This is a genomic window from Amycolatopsis alkalitolerans, from assembly GCF_006152065.1.
Taxonomy (GTDB): domain Bacteria; phylum Actinomycetota; class Actinomycetes; order Mycobacteriales; family Pseudonocardiaceae; genus Amycolatopsis_E; species Amycolatopsis_E alkalitolerans.
Map to the genome: position 1 here is coordinate 40,968 of NZ_VDFW01000008.1, position 15,418 is coordinate 56,385.

Annotated in this window: 19 protein-coding genes; 6 read left to right on the plus strand and 13 right to left on the minus strand. The window is 69.7% G+C overall.

What is annotated here, in order from left to right; all coding sequences use genetic code 11:
- The first annotated feature begins 78 nt into the window (after window positions 1-78).
- The 3 genes from FG385_RS33870 to FG385_RS34360 all read left to right on the plus strand — a co-directional run bounded on the left by FG385_RS33870 (window position 79) and on the right by FG385_RS34360 (window position 2,094).
- Window positions 79-240 carry a hypothetical protein gene (locus FG385_RS33870; RefSeq protein WP_160148772.1) on the plus strand — a complete coding sequence of 54 codons (162 nt, stop codon included), beginning with the start codon at window positions 79-81 and terminating at the stop codon, window positions 238-240.
- A gap of 4 nt (window positions 241-244) precedes the next feature.
- Window positions 245-964, plus strand: a complete 720-nt coding sequence (locus tag FG385_RS11750) for a hypothetical protein (protein ID WP_139096713.1) — start codon at window positions 245-247, stop codon at window positions 962-964.
- Window positions 965-1,149: 185 nt separating this feature from the next.
- Window positions 1,150-2,094, plus strand: a complete 945-nt coding sequence (locus tag FG385_RS34360) for a hypothetical protein (RefSeq protein WP_200834413.1) — start codon at window positions 1,150-1,152, stop codon at window positions 2,092-2,094.
- 112 nt (window positions 2,095-2,206) lie between these two features.
- Here the strand turns inward: FG385_RS34360 and FG385_RS11760 are convergent, their stop codons facing one another.
- The 12 genes from FG385_RS11760 to pdxT all read right to left on the minus strand — a co-directional run bounded on the left by FG385_RS11760 (window position 2,207) and on the right by pdxT (window position 11,404).
- Complete coding sequence (locus tag FG385_RS11760) at window positions 2,207-2,602, minus strand: type II toxin-antitoxin system VapC family toxin (protein WP_139096714.1); 396 nt, start codon at window positions 2,600-2,602, stop codon at window positions 2,207-2,209.
- Entirely contained in the window at window positions 2,599-2,865 is a 267-nt protein-coding gene (locus FG385_RS11765) for a hypothetical protein (RefSeq protein WP_200834414.1), read from the minus strand. Before FG385_RS11765 ends, FG385_RS11760 begins: the two co-directional genes overlap by 4 nt.
- Before the next feature lie 44 nt (window positions 2,866-2,909).
- Window positions 2,910-3,428 (minus strand): adenine phosphoribosyltransferase, encoded by a 519-nt coding sequence (locus FG385_RS11770; protein ID WP_139096715.1) that lies wholly within the window; start codon window positions 3,426-3,428, stop codon window positions 2,910-2,912.
- 3 nt (window positions 3,429-3,431) lie between these two features.
- Complete coding sequence (secF, locus tag FG385_RS11775; protein WP_139096716.1) at window positions 3,432-4,655, minus strand: protein translocase subunit SecF; 1,224 nt, start codon at window positions 4,653-4,655, stop codon at window positions 3,432-3,434.
- A gap of 1 nt (window position 4,656) precedes the next feature.
- Window positions 4,657-6,228 carry a protein translocase subunit SecD gene (gene secD / locus FG385_RS11780; RefSeq protein ID WP_139096717.1) on the minus strand — a complete coding sequence of 524 codons (1,572 nt, stop codon included), beginning with the start codon at window positions 6,226-6,228 and terminating at the stop codon, window positions 4,657-4,659.
- A 137-nt stretch (window positions 6,229-6,365) separates the two neighbouring features.
- Window positions 6,366-6,758, minus strand: a complete 393-nt coding sequence (gene yajC / locus FG385_RS11785; protein ID WP_139096718.1) for a preprotein translocase subunit YajC — start codon at window positions 6,756-6,758, stop codon at window positions 6,366-6,368.
- Between the two features lie 96 nt (window positions 6,759-6,854).
- Entirely contained in the window at window positions 6,855-7,901 is a 1,047-nt protein-coding gene (gene ruvB, locus FG385_RS11790) for a Holliday junction branch migration DNA helicase RuvB (RefSeq protein WP_407645486.1), read from the minus strand.
- Between the two features lie 24 nt (window positions 7,902-7,925).
- Window positions 7,926-8,516 carry a Holliday junction branch migration protein RuvA gene (ruvA, locus tag FG385_RS11795; RefSeq protein ID WP_139096720.1) on the minus strand — a complete coding sequence of 197 codons (591 nt, stop codon included), beginning with the start codon at window positions 8,514-8,516 and terminating at the stop codon, window positions 7,926-7,928.
- A complete protein-coding gene (gene ruvC, locus FG385_RS11800; RefSeq protein ID WP_139096721.1) occupies window positions 8,513-9,091 on the minus strand; it encodes a crossover junction endodeoxyribonuclease RuvC in 579 nt (192 codons plus the stop codon). Before ruvC ends, ruvA begins: the two co-directional genes overlap by 4 nt.
- 93 nt (window positions 9,092-9,184) lie before the next feature.
- Complete coding sequence (locus FG385_RS11805; protein WP_139096722.1) at window positions 9,185-9,718, minus strand: DUF4262 domain-containing protein; 534 nt, start codon at window positions 9,716-9,718, stop codon at window positions 9,185-9,187.
- 313 nt (window positions 9,719-10,031) lie between these two features.
- Complete coding sequence (locus FG385_RS11810) at window positions 10,032-10,781, minus strand: YebC/PmpR family DNA-binding transcriptional regulator (RefSeq protein ID WP_139096723.1); 750 nt, start codon at window positions 10,779-10,781, stop codon at window positions 10,032-10,034.
- 17 nt (window positions 10,782-10,798) lie between these two features.
- Window positions 10,799-11,404, minus strand: coding sequence for a pyridoxal 5'-phosphate synthase glutaminase subunit PdxT (gene pdxT / locus FG385_RS11815; protein ID WP_139096724.1), 606 nt, complete (start codon window positions 11,402-11,404; stop codon window positions 10,799-10,801).
- A 95-nt stretch (window positions 11,405-11,499) separates the two neighbouring features.
- On the opposite strand from pdxT, the gene FG385_RS11820 reads away from it, so the two are divergent.
- A complete protein-coding gene (locus FG385_RS11820) occupies window positions 11,500-11,706 on the plus strand; it encodes a hypothetical protein (RefSeq protein WP_139096725.1) in 207 nt (68 codons plus the stop codon).
- Window positions 11,706-12,110, plus strand: a complete 405-nt coding sequence (locus FG385_RS11825) for a type II toxin-antitoxin system VapC family toxin (protein ID WP_139096726.1) — start codon at window positions 11,706-11,708, stop codon at window positions 12,108-12,110. The genes FG385_RS11820 and FG385_RS11825 overlap by 1 nt, the downstream gene beginning before the upstream one ends.
- Before the next feature lies 1 nt (window position 12,111).
- On the opposite strand, the gene pdxS is transcribed toward FG385_RS11825, so the two are convergent.
- Window positions 12,112-13,026 (minus strand): pyridoxal 5'-phosphate synthase lyase subunit PdxS, encoded by a 915-nt coding sequence (gene pdxS / locus FG385_RS11830; protein ID WP_139096727.1) that lies wholly within the window; start codon window positions 13,024-13,026, stop codon window positions 12,112-12,114.
- Window positions 13,027-13,238: 212 nt separating this feature from the next.
- Between pdxS and FG385_RS11835 the strand changes: the two genes are divergently transcribed.
- Window positions 13,239-15,356 (plus strand): elongation factor G-like protein EF-G2, encoded by a 2,118-nt coding sequence (locus FG385_RS11835; RefSeq protein ID WP_139096728.1) that lies wholly within the window; start codon window positions 13,239-13,241, stop codon window positions 15,354-15,356.
- Window positions 15,357-15,418: the final 62 nt, after the last annotated feature.

A 15,418-nucleotide genomic window follows, 5' to 3' on the forward strand; every position in this document is an offset into this window, starting at 1 on the left:
GCCGGTCTCTCTGGACATCCGGGGACCCGGAGTTCAGTCTGGACACACGCGGCAGGACACACGTGCGGAGGCGTGGAGATGAAGCTCGGAAAGTTGCTGTCGGTCGGCGAGGTCGTCGAGCACTCCGCCCCGGAATCAGCCATGGCGGCAGAACATCCGGTCCCGGCGGCGGATCCTGCCGTCGGGCCGGCGGCGGAGCGTGAGCCCTCGCCGGCCCCGGTCGTCTCAGCCGAGCGGTAGCGCGATGGTGGGCTGGCCCATCGGGAAACCGAAGGAGCGACCCACCGCACCGTTGCGCGGGTACAAGCTGGCCCACCCGGTGGTATCCGCGGACGGCACCGGCGCCGCGTTCGCCGGAGTCACGCTGGGCCGCACCAAGGTCTACGGCGCCGTGGCCGACGCCGAGTGCGCACAGGGCGGGCACCACCAGAGCCCGTCCCGGTGGTGCGACTGCGGGTTCTACTGCCTGAACACGCTCGACGACGCGCGGGCGCTGGCCTGCGACCCGGACTACCGCAACACGGTGTTGCTGGATATCGCCGCCTCCGGGCGATTCCGGCGCTACGAACGTGGACTGCGCTACGCCCGGCAACGAGTCAGCCGCGTGCGAGTGGGCCGCTGCGGCTGTGGTCACCCCGCCACGGTGTTCGTCGAAACCGGCGCCGGCTCGATCGGATGGCGGCGGCTGATGGCGGTCTGCGCGGACTGCGCGGGCTCCCGCCCAGGGCTGCCGCTGGCGGCGTTCTCCCGGCTACTCGGCGGTGTCACGGTGGTGCACGACGAGATCACGCGACTCTACGACCCGGTCCGCGCGTTCGACAGCGCTGTCCCGCCGCCCGCGGACGTGCCGGACCCGGCAGCGGCCGACCAGGAACTCGTCCCCCTGCTCGCCGCGGAGATCGCCCTGCTCCAAAGCCGGCTCGACGAGGTCCAGCGCCAACTCGACCGCCTCACCAAAGGCTGAATCCGTCCGGCCTCCATGACCAGCCGAGATCCGGTACGCGTTGCCGTTTACTCACACGCGGCCGCGGCCACGTGAGAATCGACGCGGCAGGTTCGACACCACCTGTAACAGTTCTTCGCCCCCGGCGACCTTAGGCGAGGGTTCGGCACGAACGTGCTGCCACAAGGAGGTTAGGACCGCTACTCATGGCCGCCGCGATCTACTTTCTGATCACCGTGCTGTGCACGGCAGTCGCGCTCATCCTTCCCGCCGGCCGCCGGTGGCTCCGATCCCGGCAGCGACCATGGCGCACGGTCGCCGTGCTCGCCGGCGGGTGGTTGGCGGTGCTGATCGTCCTGGTTGCCTCGTTCCCCGCACCGCCGCAGGTCGATACCGTCGGCCACGCGTCCGGCAACGCGCCTTCGAGCACCCAGCAGGCACCCTCGTCCACGACCGCGGTGCCGACCACGTCGGCCGCCGCGGTCAGTTGCACCGTGCGGTACCAGGCGGGACAGCCGCTTCCTGATCCGGCGTGCACTCCAGGTCAGACGAATCCGGCCGTCAGCGATGCCACCGTGGACTCGACGATCTGTCGCAGCGGCTGGACCGAGACCGTACGGCCCGCGGAGTCCTTCACCGAGTCGCTCAAAGCCGACCAGATCCGGGCGTATGGCTACCGCGACGTCGCCACTGGTGACTACGAGGAAGACCACCTCATCCCGCTCGAACTCGGCGGTGCCCCGTCCGATCCCCGCAACCTCTGGCCCGAACCCGGCCACAGCCCCAATCCGAAGGACGAGGTCGAGAACACCCTACGCAACGCCGTGTGTGCGCACCGGATCGATCTCGCCGCCGCGCAGCACGCGATCGTCGCGGACTGGACCACCGCCGTCGCCGTACTCGGCCTGAGCCCGGCGCCCTCACCTGCCACGAAAGCGTCGACTCCACCGCCGGCCCCGGCAACGCCTCCGCGGCCAGCGCCGGCTCCGGCTCCGGTGCAGCAACCGCCCGTACAGAGCGATCCGTTGGCGGGGAGGTACCACGCCGGAGAGTTCTGCAGCAAGGCCAACCTCGGCGTCACGACCACCGCGACGAACGGCGCCACGATCACCTGTGAGCACGTCGGCAACTACAACCGTTGGGAAGACTGATCACGACGCAGCGGCGAGCCGGACGTCAACCTCGCGCCCGCTCCGCCCGGCTCCATACCCGCGACGCCGGCGACTTCAACGGCGCCGACTCCCTCGTCGAGATCGAGTCCGTCTAGCCAAGGACCGCGACCGGGCAGGTGATGCCTGGGGCACGGGCCAATCGCTCGTCCGCGGTGAGCAACCGGCAGCCGTACACCTCCGCCGCGGCGACATAGGCGGCGTCGTACGTGCTCAGGTTGTTACGCAGCTCCCACATCCTCGGCAGGAGGATCCGAGTGAGCGGGACGGTGACCTGCAGCCGTGCCAGGCCATCCGTCGCTTCGGCCGCGTGCTCCTCGGCGATCTTCCCGCCGAGCAGGTTGCCGCGGATGATCGAGAGTACCTCGACCATCCAATGCTCCGGGGCGATCCAGCGGTCATCCTCGGCAAGCAGGTCGCGACACTGGTCGCCGAACGGCCCCTCGTCGAGCAACGCGAACCCGAACGCCGAAGCGTCGACGACGATCATCCGCTCGCCGGCGGGACTTCGAGCGTGTCGTCCCGGCCCGCCCGTGCTGCGTGCAAAGTGGACACGACGTCCTCGCGAGTCAGCCGCGTGCCATACCGCCGTTCGCCGAAGCGGCGCAACACGGCCAGATTGTCCTGTCGCCGGACTTCATCATTGACCAGATCCAGCAGGTACGACTGCAACGACTGCCCCCTTTCCCGCGCGAGCTCGGCCAGCCGGGCTCGCACCGGCTCGGGCACGTCACGAATCTGCAGAGCCGTCACGAGATCACGATACACCTTTACATGCAGATATGCATGCAACCAGCTCAGACGACCTGCAGCGAGTGCACCTTCCGGCCGTCGAGGGCTTCGCGGCCGGGCAGGGCCGCCAGCTCCAGCACCACCGACACCCCGGTGACGACCGCACCGGTCTTCTCCAGCAGGCGGCACGCGGCGTTGACCGTGCCGCCCGTGGCCAGCACATCGTCGACCACGGCGACTCGCGCGGCCGGGGCGACCACGTTGTCCGGCAGTTCGAGGGTGGCCGTGCCGTACTCGAGCGCGTAATCCACCCGGCCCGCGACCGCCGGCAGCTTGCCGGGTTTGCGCACCAGCACCACGCCGAGACCGCGCGCGTAGCCGATCGCGGCGGCGAGCATGAACCCGCGCGCTTCGACCGCGGCGAGCAGGTCCACGTCCGGATCCACCGTCGCGGCGAGCGCGTCGGCCACCGCCTGGAACCCCTCACCATGCGCGAACAGCGGCGAGAGATCCCGGAACACGACTCCGGGCGAGGGAAAGTCCGGGACCTCGGCGATCAGTCCCAGCGCGGCGTCGAGGTCCATGCCTCAGCGCCTCCGTTTGCCTGATGGCCGCCCCTTGCGCGGTTGTGGCCGGGTGCCTTTGGGGGTGCGGGCCGGGACGCTGGCCGCCGCGGCGTACGCCTTCTCTTTGCGTAGCTCGGCCGCGAGGGCGTCGTCGTCGGAGGCGTCGAAGTCGTCCTCCGCGGCTTCGCGTTCGGCGGCTTTGCGGGCGAGGTTGGCGCGGCGGGAGCGCACTCGTTCGGCCTGCTGCTTGTACTTGGGGTCGCGCATCTTGAAGTCGACCAGCACCGGTGTCGCCAGGAACAGCGAGGACAGCACGCCCGCGAGCATGCCGGTCAACTGCACGAGCGCCAGGTCCTGCAGCACACCGGAGCCGAGCAGGATGTAGCCGACGATCAGCAGCCCCAGCACCGGCAGCAACGCGATGATCGAGGTGTTGATCGACCGCATCAGCGTCTGGTTCAGCGCGAGGTTCGCCGCTTCGCCGAACGTGCGCCGGGTCAGCCCGAGCAACCCGCGCGTGTTCTCCTTGACCTTGTCGAACACCACCACGGTGTCGTAGAGGGAGAACCCGAGAATGGTCAGCAGGCCGATCACGGTGGCCGGGTTGACCTCGAACCCGACGAGTGCATACACGCCCGCGGTGACCACGATGTCGTGCAGCAGGGAGACCAGCGCGGCCAGTGCCATCCAGCGCTCGAAGTAGATCGTCAGGAAGATCGTCACCAGCACCATGAACACACCGAGCGCGATCAGGGCCTGCCGCGAGATCTCGCCGCCCCACGACGCGCTGACCGCGCTGTCACTGATCGCCTGCACGCTCGGCTGCCCGTTCGCGCCGAGCGGCTGCAACTGGGCGAACAGGTCCTGCTCGACCTTCGACACGTCGGTCTGGGGCAGCGACTCGGACCGGATCTGGACCGTCGCGGCGTTGCCGACGCCGACCGTCTGCACCGAGGAAGCCTGCTTGCCCAGCGAGTCCGCGAACACCCGCCCGGCCTCTTCGGCGGTGATGGTGCCGTGCGCGCCCTGGGCCGGCATCTGGATCTGCGTGCCGCCGACGAACTCGATACCGAAGTTGAACCCGCGCACGCCGATCGCGGCGATGGACACGATCACCAGCGCGGCGAAGACCAGGTACCACCGCTTGCGCTTGCCGACGATGTCGAACGCGCCGGTGCCGACGTAGAGCCGGTGGAAGACGCTGCTCTTCTTCGCCGCGGGCGTGTCCTTGTCAGAGCTGGCCACTTCACGCCTCCTTCGCGGCCGCGGCAGCGGCTTTTCGTGCTCGCCGGCGCTCCTCGGCGAGATGCTGCACACCACCGAGCCCGGTAAGCCCCGGCCGGGACAGGGACCTGGACCTCGACGCGAGCGAGACCAGCGGATGGGTCACCAGGAACACCACGAGCAGGTCCAGCACGGTCGACAACCCGAGAGTGAACGCGAAACCCTGCACGTCGCCCACCGCGATCGCGTACAGCACCGCCGAGGCCAGGAACAGGATCGCGTCCGAGGCCAGGATCGTGCGCCGCGCCCGCGCCCAGCCGCGCGGCACCGCCGAGCGGAACGTGCGGCCCTCGCGTACCTCGTCCTTGAGCCGTTCGAAGAACACCACGAACGAGTCCGCGGTGACACCGATGGAGATGATGAACCCGGCCACCCCGGGCAGGTCCAGGGTGAACCCGATCCACCGCCCGAGCAGCACCAGCACCCCGTACACCACCAGACCGGACAAGCCCAGCGACACGATCGTGAGCGCACCGAGGAGCCGGTAGTAGAACAGGCTGTACACGAACACCAGCGCCAGACCCACGCCACCGGCGATCAGACCGGCCTTGAGCGAGGCCAGGCCCAGCGTCGCCGACACCGTCGTCGCGTCCGAGGAGGTGAACGACAGCGGCAGCGAACCGTACTTGAGGATGTCGGCCAGGTCCTTGGTCTGCTGCTGGGTGAAGTTCCCGCTGATCTGGGTGTTGCCGTCCACGATCGCGCTCTGGATCGTCGGCGCCGACACCACCTGCGTGTCCAGCACGAACGCGGCCCGCTGGTTGACGTTCTTGCTGGTGAAATCAGCCCAGGTCTGGCGGCCACCGGACTTGAACGTCAGGTCCACCGTCCAGCCCGGCTTGTTCTGCGCGGGCGGCGAGGACACCGCGTTGTCGATCTCCGTGCCCTGCAGGAAAACCGGGCTCAGCACGTACTTCTCGCTACCGTCCTGGTTACACGTCATCAACGGCAGGTTCGGATCGTCGTTACCCCGCAACGGATCCTGCGCCGAGCAGGTGAACGCGGCCAGCGCCTGCTTCGCCGGCGCCGACTCCGCGAGACTGTCCCCCGAACCGGTCACCAGGGCCGGGGCCTGCCGGGCCGCTTTCGCCTCCTGGATCTGCTGCGGGCTCTGGTTGTCCGTGCCCGGCGCGGCCGGGGTGGGCGGCGCGGTGGTCTGCTGCGCATCCAGCACCTTGCGGAAACCCAGCTTCGCGGTCTGGCCCAGCTTCTTCGCCTCATTACCCTGCGCACCCGGCACCGTGATCACGATGTTGTTGCCGTCAAGGACGACCTCGGTACCACTCACACCGATACCGTTGACCCGCCGCTCGATGATCTGACGAGCCTGGTTCAACGAATCCTTCGACGGCGCCGACCCATCCGGAGTACGCGCGGTGAGCGTCACACGAGTACCACCCTGCAGGTCGATACCCAGCTTCGGCGTCGGCTTCCCGCTACCGGTGAAGAACACCAGCAGGTAGAGCACGACCGCGATCAAAGCGAACAAGCCGAGATAGCGTCCCGGGCGGATCCGCCCGGCCGGTGATGCCACGGTCGTCGTACTCCTCGGAATGGTCAGGACCTGGGCTGGTGGCCCGTTGCTAGCACCGAAACCCTACTCGGTGCCAGGTGAGAGCAGCGTTGTACCCCCGGCGCGCCTCCGGGCGCCAGGGGCCGCAAGCTGGATCGTTACTTCTTGCCGTGCTCGAGCGGCGGCGCGATCTGCGGACCGGCCTTCTCCTCGGCCTGCGTCTGGCTGATCGACTCGATCGACGTGGCCTCCTCGGCGGAGTCCTCGAACTCCTCCGGCTCGTCGATCGCCGGGGCGACCTTCTCGCGCACGGCCTGGCGCAGCCAGGTGGTGACGACGCCCGGGGCGATCTCGATGTCGATCGTGCTGTCGTCACTGATGTCGGCGACCGTGCCGTACAGGCCCGAGGTCGTCATCACGCGGTCACCCTCGGACAGGCTGCCCTGCAGGTTCTTCTGCTCCTGCGCGGCGCGCTTCTGCTTCCGGCTACCCATGACCAGCGGGATCGCCACCACCAGCATGAGGAGCAACGGCAGGAAAAGCTGTTCCATGATTCTCCATTCGGTGCACGCGGCCCGCGCACCCATTTGTCCGGATGTGCTCTATCGAGTGTGCCAGGTGCCACCGCGGTTCTCAGCACTGGCGTGCTAATCGAACAGCGCAGACTGCTCCGATCGGCCGTAGTCCGCGGGCGGACGGAGGCCGAGATGCTCCCACGCGGTCGCGGTGGCCACCCGCCCCCGTGGAGTCCGGGCGAGCATACCCGCGCGGACCAGGTACGGTTCGCACACCTCTTCCACCGTGGCCGGCTCCTCACCCACCGCGACCGCGAGCGTGGACACGCCGACCGGCCCGCCGCCGAACGAGTTGACCAGCGCGCCCAGCACCGCGCGGTCGAGTCTGTCCAGGCCCAGCTCGTCGACGTCGTACACCTCGAGCGCGGCCCGCGTGACCGCCAGCGTGATGTGGCCGTCCGCCCTGACCTCGGCATAGTCGCGCACCCGGCGGAGCAGGCGGTTCGCGATCCGTGGCGTGCCGCGGGACCGGTGGGCGATCTCCGCGCTGCCGTCCGTGTCGATCTCGATCCCCAGGATCGCGGCCGCGCGGCGGACGACCTGGTCGAGCTCGTCGTCGGCGTAGAACTCCATCTGGCCGGTGAACCCGAACCGGTCACGCAGCGGGCCGGTCAGCGCGCCGGAGCGGGTGGTCGCCCCGACGAGGGTGAACGGCGCGATTTCCAGGGGGATGCTGGTCGCGCCGGGGCCCTTGCCGACCACGACGTCGACCCGGAAGTCCTCCATCGCGAGGTACAGCATCTCCTCCGCGGGGCGGGCGATGCGGTGGATCTCGTCGATGAACAGCACGTCGCCCTCGGCGAGGTTGGACAGCATCGCGGCGAGGTCCCCGGCGCGCTCCAGCGCGGGACCCGAAGTGATGCGGATCGACGCGTCCAGTTCGGCCGCGATGATCATCGCGAGGCTCGTCTTGCCGAGCCCGGGCGGGCCGGACAGCAGCACGTGATCCGGCGGGACACCCCGGCGGCGCGCGCTTTCCAGCACCAGTTCGAGCTGCTCGCGGACGCGGGGCTGACCGACGAACTCGCCCAGCTTGCGCGGGCGCAGCGTCGTCTCGACCTCGCGCTCACCAGTCTGCGGCAGCGCCGAGAGGGTCTCGTCGGCGTCGGATTCGGTCACTTCGCCATCGTGCACGTTCGCGGCCTAGCCCTTGCGGCCGAGGGTGGTCAGCGCCGCACGCAGCACCGTCGAGGTATCCGCCGCTTCGGCCTTCGCCAGCACCTTCTCCACGGCCTGTTCCGCCTGCTTGAGCGGGAAGCCGAGGCCGGTAAGCGCTTCCACGACCTCCGCGCGCACGGCCGAGCCCGCGGCGGGCATCGCCTCCGGGGTCCCGGCGGAGGTGACCTTGTCCCGCAACTCGAGCGAGAGCCGCTCCGCGCCCTTGCGGCCGATGCCGGGGACCTGCGTGAGCACGGTGATGTTGCCTTCGGCCAGCGCCGTGCGCAGCTTGTCGGGGTCGAGCACCGCGAGCGCGGCGAGCGCGAGCCGCGGCCCGATCCCGGACACCGTTTGCAGCAGGGTGAACAGCTCGCGGGCGTCGACGTCGGCGAACCCGAACAAGGTCAGCGAGTCCTCGCGGACGACGAGCGCGGTGTGCAGGCGGGCCTGCTCGCCGCGGCGCAGCGTCGCGAGGGTGGACGGCGTGGCCTGCACCGAAAGCCCCACCCCGCCGACCTCGACGACCACGTGGTCGAGCCCGACCGAGAGCACCTCCCCGCGCACCGACGAGATCATCGCGCCGCTCCCTTCGCTTGTTTCGCGGCCGCCGCGAGCCGGGCCCGGTGTTTCTTGGCCAGCTCCGCGGCACGTGCTTCGGCCTCCGCGAGCCTGGCGCGCATCGGTTCGCGCCACAGGTGGCAGATCGCGAGGCCGAGCGCGTCGGCGGCGTCGGCCGGGCTCGGTTTCTCCGGCAGCCCGAGCAACCTGGTCACCATATCCGTGACCTGGGCCTTGTCCGCCCGGCCGGAGCCGGTGACCGCCGCCTTCATCTCACTCGGCGTGTGGAACACGACCGGCAGCCCCCGCCTCGCGGCGCCGAGCGCGACGACGCCGCCGGCCTGGGCGGTGCCCATCGCCGTGCGGACGTTGTGCTGGCTGAACACGCGCTCCACCGCGACGGCTTCCGGCCGGTAGCGGTCGAGCCACTCCTCCACCGCGTCGGCGATCCGCAGCAGCCGGCTGGCGAGCGCCGCGTCGGCCGGGGTGCGCACCACGTCGACCGCCACGCAGCTGACCGCACGACCGGAGCCGCCGTCCACCACGCCGAGCCCGCACCGGGTCAGCCCCGGGTCGACACCGAGCACTCGCACCTGATCCACCCTTCGCGTCCGAACACCAGTTCGGAGGCTACCGGGTGGGGCGCCGTCAGCCGCGCACGACGCGCCGGGGCCGCGCGATGTCCACTATGGACCGTCGACGCCCGGGGTCCAGGACTCCGGGCGCCCGGAACCGGTGAGCACGGGCTGCCATTGGGCGAAGCCCTCCGGCGCGTCGGCGTCCCACGGCCATTTGCCCTCGGGCGTCGCGACGATGATCTGCAGCGCCGGGAAGTCGCCCTCGGGGTAGACGACGAAGGCGCTGCCGAGGAACTCCGGGTAGTGGCCGGGATTCACCTGCTCGAAGGTCACCGGCACGCCGTCGAAGAAGTCTTCGACCACCTGACCGGGGACGAACGCCCCGCCGGTGGCCGCGCGGTCCACATAGGCGTCGAGCAGCACCTGCGCCATCTGCTCGGGCAGGCCGATGACGACCGCCTCCGGCACCTGGTGCATCGCCCACACGCAGGCGGTGAAGCAGTAGCCGGATCCCTTGTCGTCACGGGGAACCGAGATGACGGCGTTGCCCCTGCGCTCCGCTTCCGAGACGATCCATTCGAGAAGTTCGTGATCTTCGGGCGCGAGCACATCGGGAGTCGTCTCGGTCGTCACGGCGGTCATTGTGCCGTATGGACTCCCGCGCGGACAGTGCCTGCACGCAGAAAAATCCCGGCATGCCTGGCACACCGGGATCTTTCAGCTGAAAGTGTGGTCAGCCAACGTCCTCGCGCACGAGCGCGGGTGTGTTTGCCTGCCAGGGCATCGGGTTGGCCCCTGGCGTCGCCGAGTTGGCCCGGGGCGTCACCGAGTTGGCCGACCGCTGCCGCCGAGGGCAAACTCGGCCACCAGACCAGCCAACTCAACACCGCAACGGGCGAACTCACCGACCCCACGGGCAAACACGACAACGTACACCGGACACGATCACTCAGCACTAGCCGACTTCGGCCAGCACCTCGTCCGAAACGTCGAAGTTGGCGTAGACGTTCTGCACGTCGTCGCAGTCCTCGAGCGCGTCGATCAGCCTGAAGACCTTCTTCGCGCCCTCGGCGTCCAGCGGCACGCTGACCGAGGGCAGGAAGCTCGCGTCGGCCGACTCGTAGTCGTATCCGGCCTCCTGCAAGGCTTTCCGCACGGAGACGAGGTCGGTCGCCTCGGAAACGATCTCAAAGCTCTCGCCGAGGTCGTTGACCTCCTCGGCGCCCACGTCGAGCACGGCCATCAGGACGTCGTCCTCGGCCACGTCGTTCTTCGGCATGATCACGACGCCCTTACGGTTGAACAGGTACGCGACCGAGCCGGGGTCGGCCAGCGAGCCGCCGTTGCGGGTCAGCGCCGTGCGCACCTCGGACGCGGCGCGGTTGCGGTTGTCGGTCAGGCACTCGATGAGGATCGCGACCCCGTTCGGGCCGTAGCCCTCGTAGTTGATCGTCTGCCAGTCGGCGCCACCGGCCTCTTCACCGCCGCCCCGCTTGCGGGCACGCTCGATGTTGTCCTGCGGGACGGAGTTCTTCTTGGCCTTCTGGATGGCGTCGTACAGCGTCGGGTTGCCGTCCGGGTCGCCCCCGCCGGTCCGCGCGGCGACCTCGATGTTCTTGATCAGTCTCGCGAACAGCTTGCCACGCTTGGCGTCGAGGGCGGCCTTCTTGTGCTTAGTGGTAGCCCACTTGGAGTGGCCGCTCATCGCTTCTCTCTCCTCGTCTACGTCGTCCGGTGCACCATCCTCACGAAGAAGCGGTGCACGCGCTCGTCCCCCGTGAGCTCCGGGTGGAAGGCGGTGGCGAGCACCGGCCCCTGCCGGATCGCGACGATCCTAGCCGTCTCGTCCCCGGTCACGGCCGTCTGCGCCAGTATCTCCACCCCGTCGGCGGCCTTCTCCACCCAGGGGGCCCGGATGAACACCGCGTGCAGCGGGCCGCCCTCGATACCCGCGAAGTCGAGCTCGGCCTCGAAGGAGTCGACCTGCCTGCCGAACGCGTTGCGCCGCACGACCACGTCGAGCCCGTCGAGCTGGCGCTGGTCGGGACGGCCGTCGAGGACTTCGCGGGCGAGCAGGATCATGCCGGCGCACGAGCCGTAGGTGGGCATGCCGCCCGCGATCCGCTCGCGGAGGGGTTCCAGCAGTTCGAAGGTCTCGAGCAGGCGCGACATCGTGGTCGACTCGCCGCCGGGCAGCACGAGCCCGTCGACCTCGGCGAGCTCCGCCGGCCGCCGCACGGGCCGCGCCCGCGCCCGCGCGCGCTCCAGGATCGCCGCGTGCTCGCGGACGTCACCCTGCAGCGCCAGGATGCCGATCACCGGTTCCATCCGACCTCCTTCTCTTCACTGTATGCCCCGATACACCCCGGCTGACGTGCACGGACGCGGTTTTTCTGTCGGTCCCGTGCGCTAGCCTTGACGCCATGGCCGACAACGCACGGCGGCACGAGGAGCCCGCTCCTCGCCGCACCGACCCCTTCAGCCTCGAGGCATACCTGGAACGGCAGCGAGCCGAGTTCGCCGACGGTCCGACAATGGCGGAGATACTGGAGGACCTTGATCGGTTCCGGGAGGGCGGCATACCACGGGAGACCATCGCGGCCACGGTCCGTGAGGACCGGGACGCCTGATGACGAACCGTTTCGTCCTCGACGCGTCCGCGGCCGTCGAGGTACTCGGCGCGCAGGATCCGGACCCGGCGCTGCGTCGTCGGGTGCTCGGTGGATACGCGGCCGCACCAGAACTCATCGATCTCGAAGTACTCAGCTCGATCCGCAAATACGTCAGATCGGGTGCGATGGCGCCGACCACGGCCGATCATGTGATCAAGCGACTCGGCATGCTTCCCGTCGAGCGGTCGCCCCACCGCCCGCTTGTCCGACGCGTGTGGGAACTCCGCCATGCAATCAGCGCCTACGACGCCGCTTACATAGCACTGGCCGAGGAACTCGGCGTTCCGGTCGTTACCACGGACGGAAAGCTGGCACGCAGCGATGGCCATCGTACCCAAATCGAGCTCTACCCCGCCTGTTGACTCACCAGCCGCGCTCGGCGAGACGGTGCGGCTCCGGCACGTCGTCGACGTTGATGCCGACCATGGCCTCGCCCAGACCACGGGAGACCTTCGCGATCACGTCCGGGTCGTCGTGGAAGGTGGTCGCCTTGACGATTGCCTCCGCGCGCTTCGCGGGGTCGCCCGACTTGAAGATGCCCGAACCGACGAACACGCCCTCGGCACCGAGCTGCATCATCATCGCCGCGTCGGCGGGGGTCGCGATCCCGCCCGCGGTGAACAGCACGACCGGCAGCTTCCCCTTCTCCGCCACCTCGCGGACCAGCTCGTACGGCGCCTGCAGTTCCTTCGCCGCGACGTAGAGCTCGTCCTCCGGCAGCGACGTGAGCCGCTTCATCTCGGCGCGGATCTTGCGCATGTGCATGGTCGCGTTCGACACGTCGCCGGTGCCGGCCTCGCCCTTCGAGCGGATCATCGCCGCGCCCTCGTTGATCCGGCGCAGCGCCTCGCCCAGGTTCGTCGCCCCGCACACGAACGGCACGGTGAACGCCCATTTGTCGACGTGGTTGGCGTAGTCGGCCGGGGTGAGCACCTCGGACTCGTCGATGTAGTCCACGCCGAGCGACTGCAGCACGCGCGCCTCGACGAAGTGCCCGATCCGCGCCTTCGCCATGACCGGGATCGACACGGCGTTGATGATCCCGTCGATCAGATCGGGGTCGCTCATCCGCGCCACCCCGCCCTGCGAACGGATGTCGGCGGGCACGCGCTCGAGCGCCATCACGGCCACCGCACCGGCGTCCTCGGCGATCTTGGCCTGCTCGGCGGTGACCACGTCCATGATCACGCCGCCCTTGAGCATCTCCGCCATACCACGCTTGACGCGCGCGGTGCCGCGCTCGGGCACCGGGGAACCAGAGGACTGAACTTCGGACACGGGAACGCCTTTCCAACGAGGGGTACCTGACCAGTCTAGGCCGATGTGGACCGCTCCCCCAGGCCAGTACGACCCGATTTCAGAAGTCCACTTTCGCCGCGCCGGCCAGCAGACGGGTGTCCTGGTGGACACGGGGTTGCCGGGGCATGTCCGGGGGGTGTGTGATCGGAGGCACACCCGTAACAGACATCGAAGTCCCGGGAGGCCTGGCCATGGCCGAGAAGCAGTCCAAGAACGGTGATGCCGGGGCCGCGGTCGCTGTGGACGATCCGCGCATGGTGCGCAACGTGGTCCTGGTCGGCCCGTCGGGTTCGGGCAAGACCACCCTCACCGAGGCCCTGCTCGCGGTGTCCGGCACCGTGGCCAGGGCCGGTTCCGTGGTGGAGGGCACGACGGTCTGCGACCACGACCCGGCGGCGGTCCGGCAACAGCGATCGGTGGGCCTGTCCGTCGCGCCGATCCTGCACAACGGCGTCAAGATCAACCTCATCGACACCCCCGGCTACGCGGATTTCGTCGGCGAACTGAGAGCCGGCCTGCGCGCGGCCGACGCGGCCCTGTTCGTCGTGTGCGCGGCCGAAGGCGTGGACCCGGCGACGGTCACGCTGTGGGAGGAGTGCGCCGCCGTCGGCATGCCGCGGGCGGTCGTCATCGCCAGGACCGACCACCAGCGCGCCGACGTCATGACCGAGATCGCCGCGTGCCAGGAAGCGTTCGGCGCCGGGGTGCTCCCGCTGTACCTGCCCGCGAGCGGGGACGGGCCCGCGCTCGTCGGCCTGATCACGCAGCGGCGCTACGACTACTCCGGCGGCTACCCGCCCGTGCTCGCCGATCCCGATCCGGCGGATCAGGACCGGATCGCCGAAGCCCGCGACGAGCTGATCGAGGGCATCATCGGCGAGAGCGAGGACGAGACCTTGATGGACCGTTACCTCGCCGGCGAGGAGATCTCCGAGACGACGCTGATCTCCGATCTGGAGACCGCCGTCGCGCGCGGCACCTTCCATCCGGTCATCCCGGTGTGCGCCACCAGCGGACTGGGGCTGGCCGAGGTGCTCGACGGCATCGCGCGGGCGTTCCCGTCCCCGCTGGAACATCCGCTGCCCAAGGTCAGCGGTGTCGACGGCGGCCCGCATGAGGACCTGCGCGCGGACCCGGACGGGCCGCTGGCCGCGGAGGTCGTGCGGACGGCGGTCGACTCCTACGTGGGGCGTGTTTCGCTGGTCCGCGTCTTCTCGGGCACGCTGCGGCCCGAGCGACCGGTGCACGTTTCGGGGCACGGCCTCGCCGAGCGCGGCCACGAGGACCACGACGCCGACGAACGCGTCGCGCACCTCTACTCCCCGCTGGGCGCGAACCTGCGCGAGGTGCCGTACTGCGTGGCGGGGGATCTGTGCGCGCTGACCAAGGTCGGTTCGGCCGAGACCGGGGACACCGTGTCCTCGCCGGAGGATCCGATGTTGATGCGGCCGTGGACCATGCCCGAACCGCTGCTGCCCGTCGCGATCGTCGCGCACAACCGCAGCGACGAGGATACGCTGGCGCGCAACCTGTCCCGGCTCGTGGCGGGCGATCCGACACTGCGGCTGGAGCGCAACGCCGAGACGAGCCAACTGGTGCTGTGGTGCATGGGCGAGGCGCATGCGGACGTCGTGCTGTCCCGGCTGCGGGCCGGGGGCGCCGAGGTCGACACCGAGCCGGTGAAGATCAGCCTGCGCGAGACGTTCACGAGCCCGGCGAAGGGCCATGGGCGGCATGTGAAGCAGTCCGGCGGGCACGGGCAGTACGCCGTGTGCGATATCGAGGTCGAACCGCTACCGCGGGGCAGCGGGTTCGAGTTCGTGGACCGGGTCGTCGGTGGAGCGGTGCCCCACCAGTTCATCCCGAGTGTGGAGAAGGGCGTGCGCGCGCAGCTGCAACGCGGGCTCTCGTCGGGGAACCCGGTGGTGGACCTGCGCGTGACGCTGGTGGATGGCAAGGCGCACAGCGTGGATTCGTCCGACGCGGCGTTCCAGACGGCCGGTGCGCTGGCACTCAAGGACGCGGCCGCGAACAGCCGGATCTCCCTGCTGGAGCCGGTGGACGAGGTGACGGTGCTGTTGCCGGACGAGCATCTGGGCACGGTGCTGGGTGATCTGTCGTCCCGGCGCGGGCGCGTGCTCGGCACGGAGGCCGCGCACGGCGGGCGGACGCTCGTCAAGGCGGAGGTCCCGGCGACGGAGCTGCTCCGGTACGCGACGGATTTGCGGTCGCTCACCTCGGGCACGGCGACGTTCACCCGGAAGCACGCGCGGTTCGACCCGATGCCGGAGGGAGTGAAGACCGGGTAACCGGCGCGGTCCCGTTGGCGATCGCGGCGAACGTGCCGGGATCCGTGTCAGAGGGCGTGTCA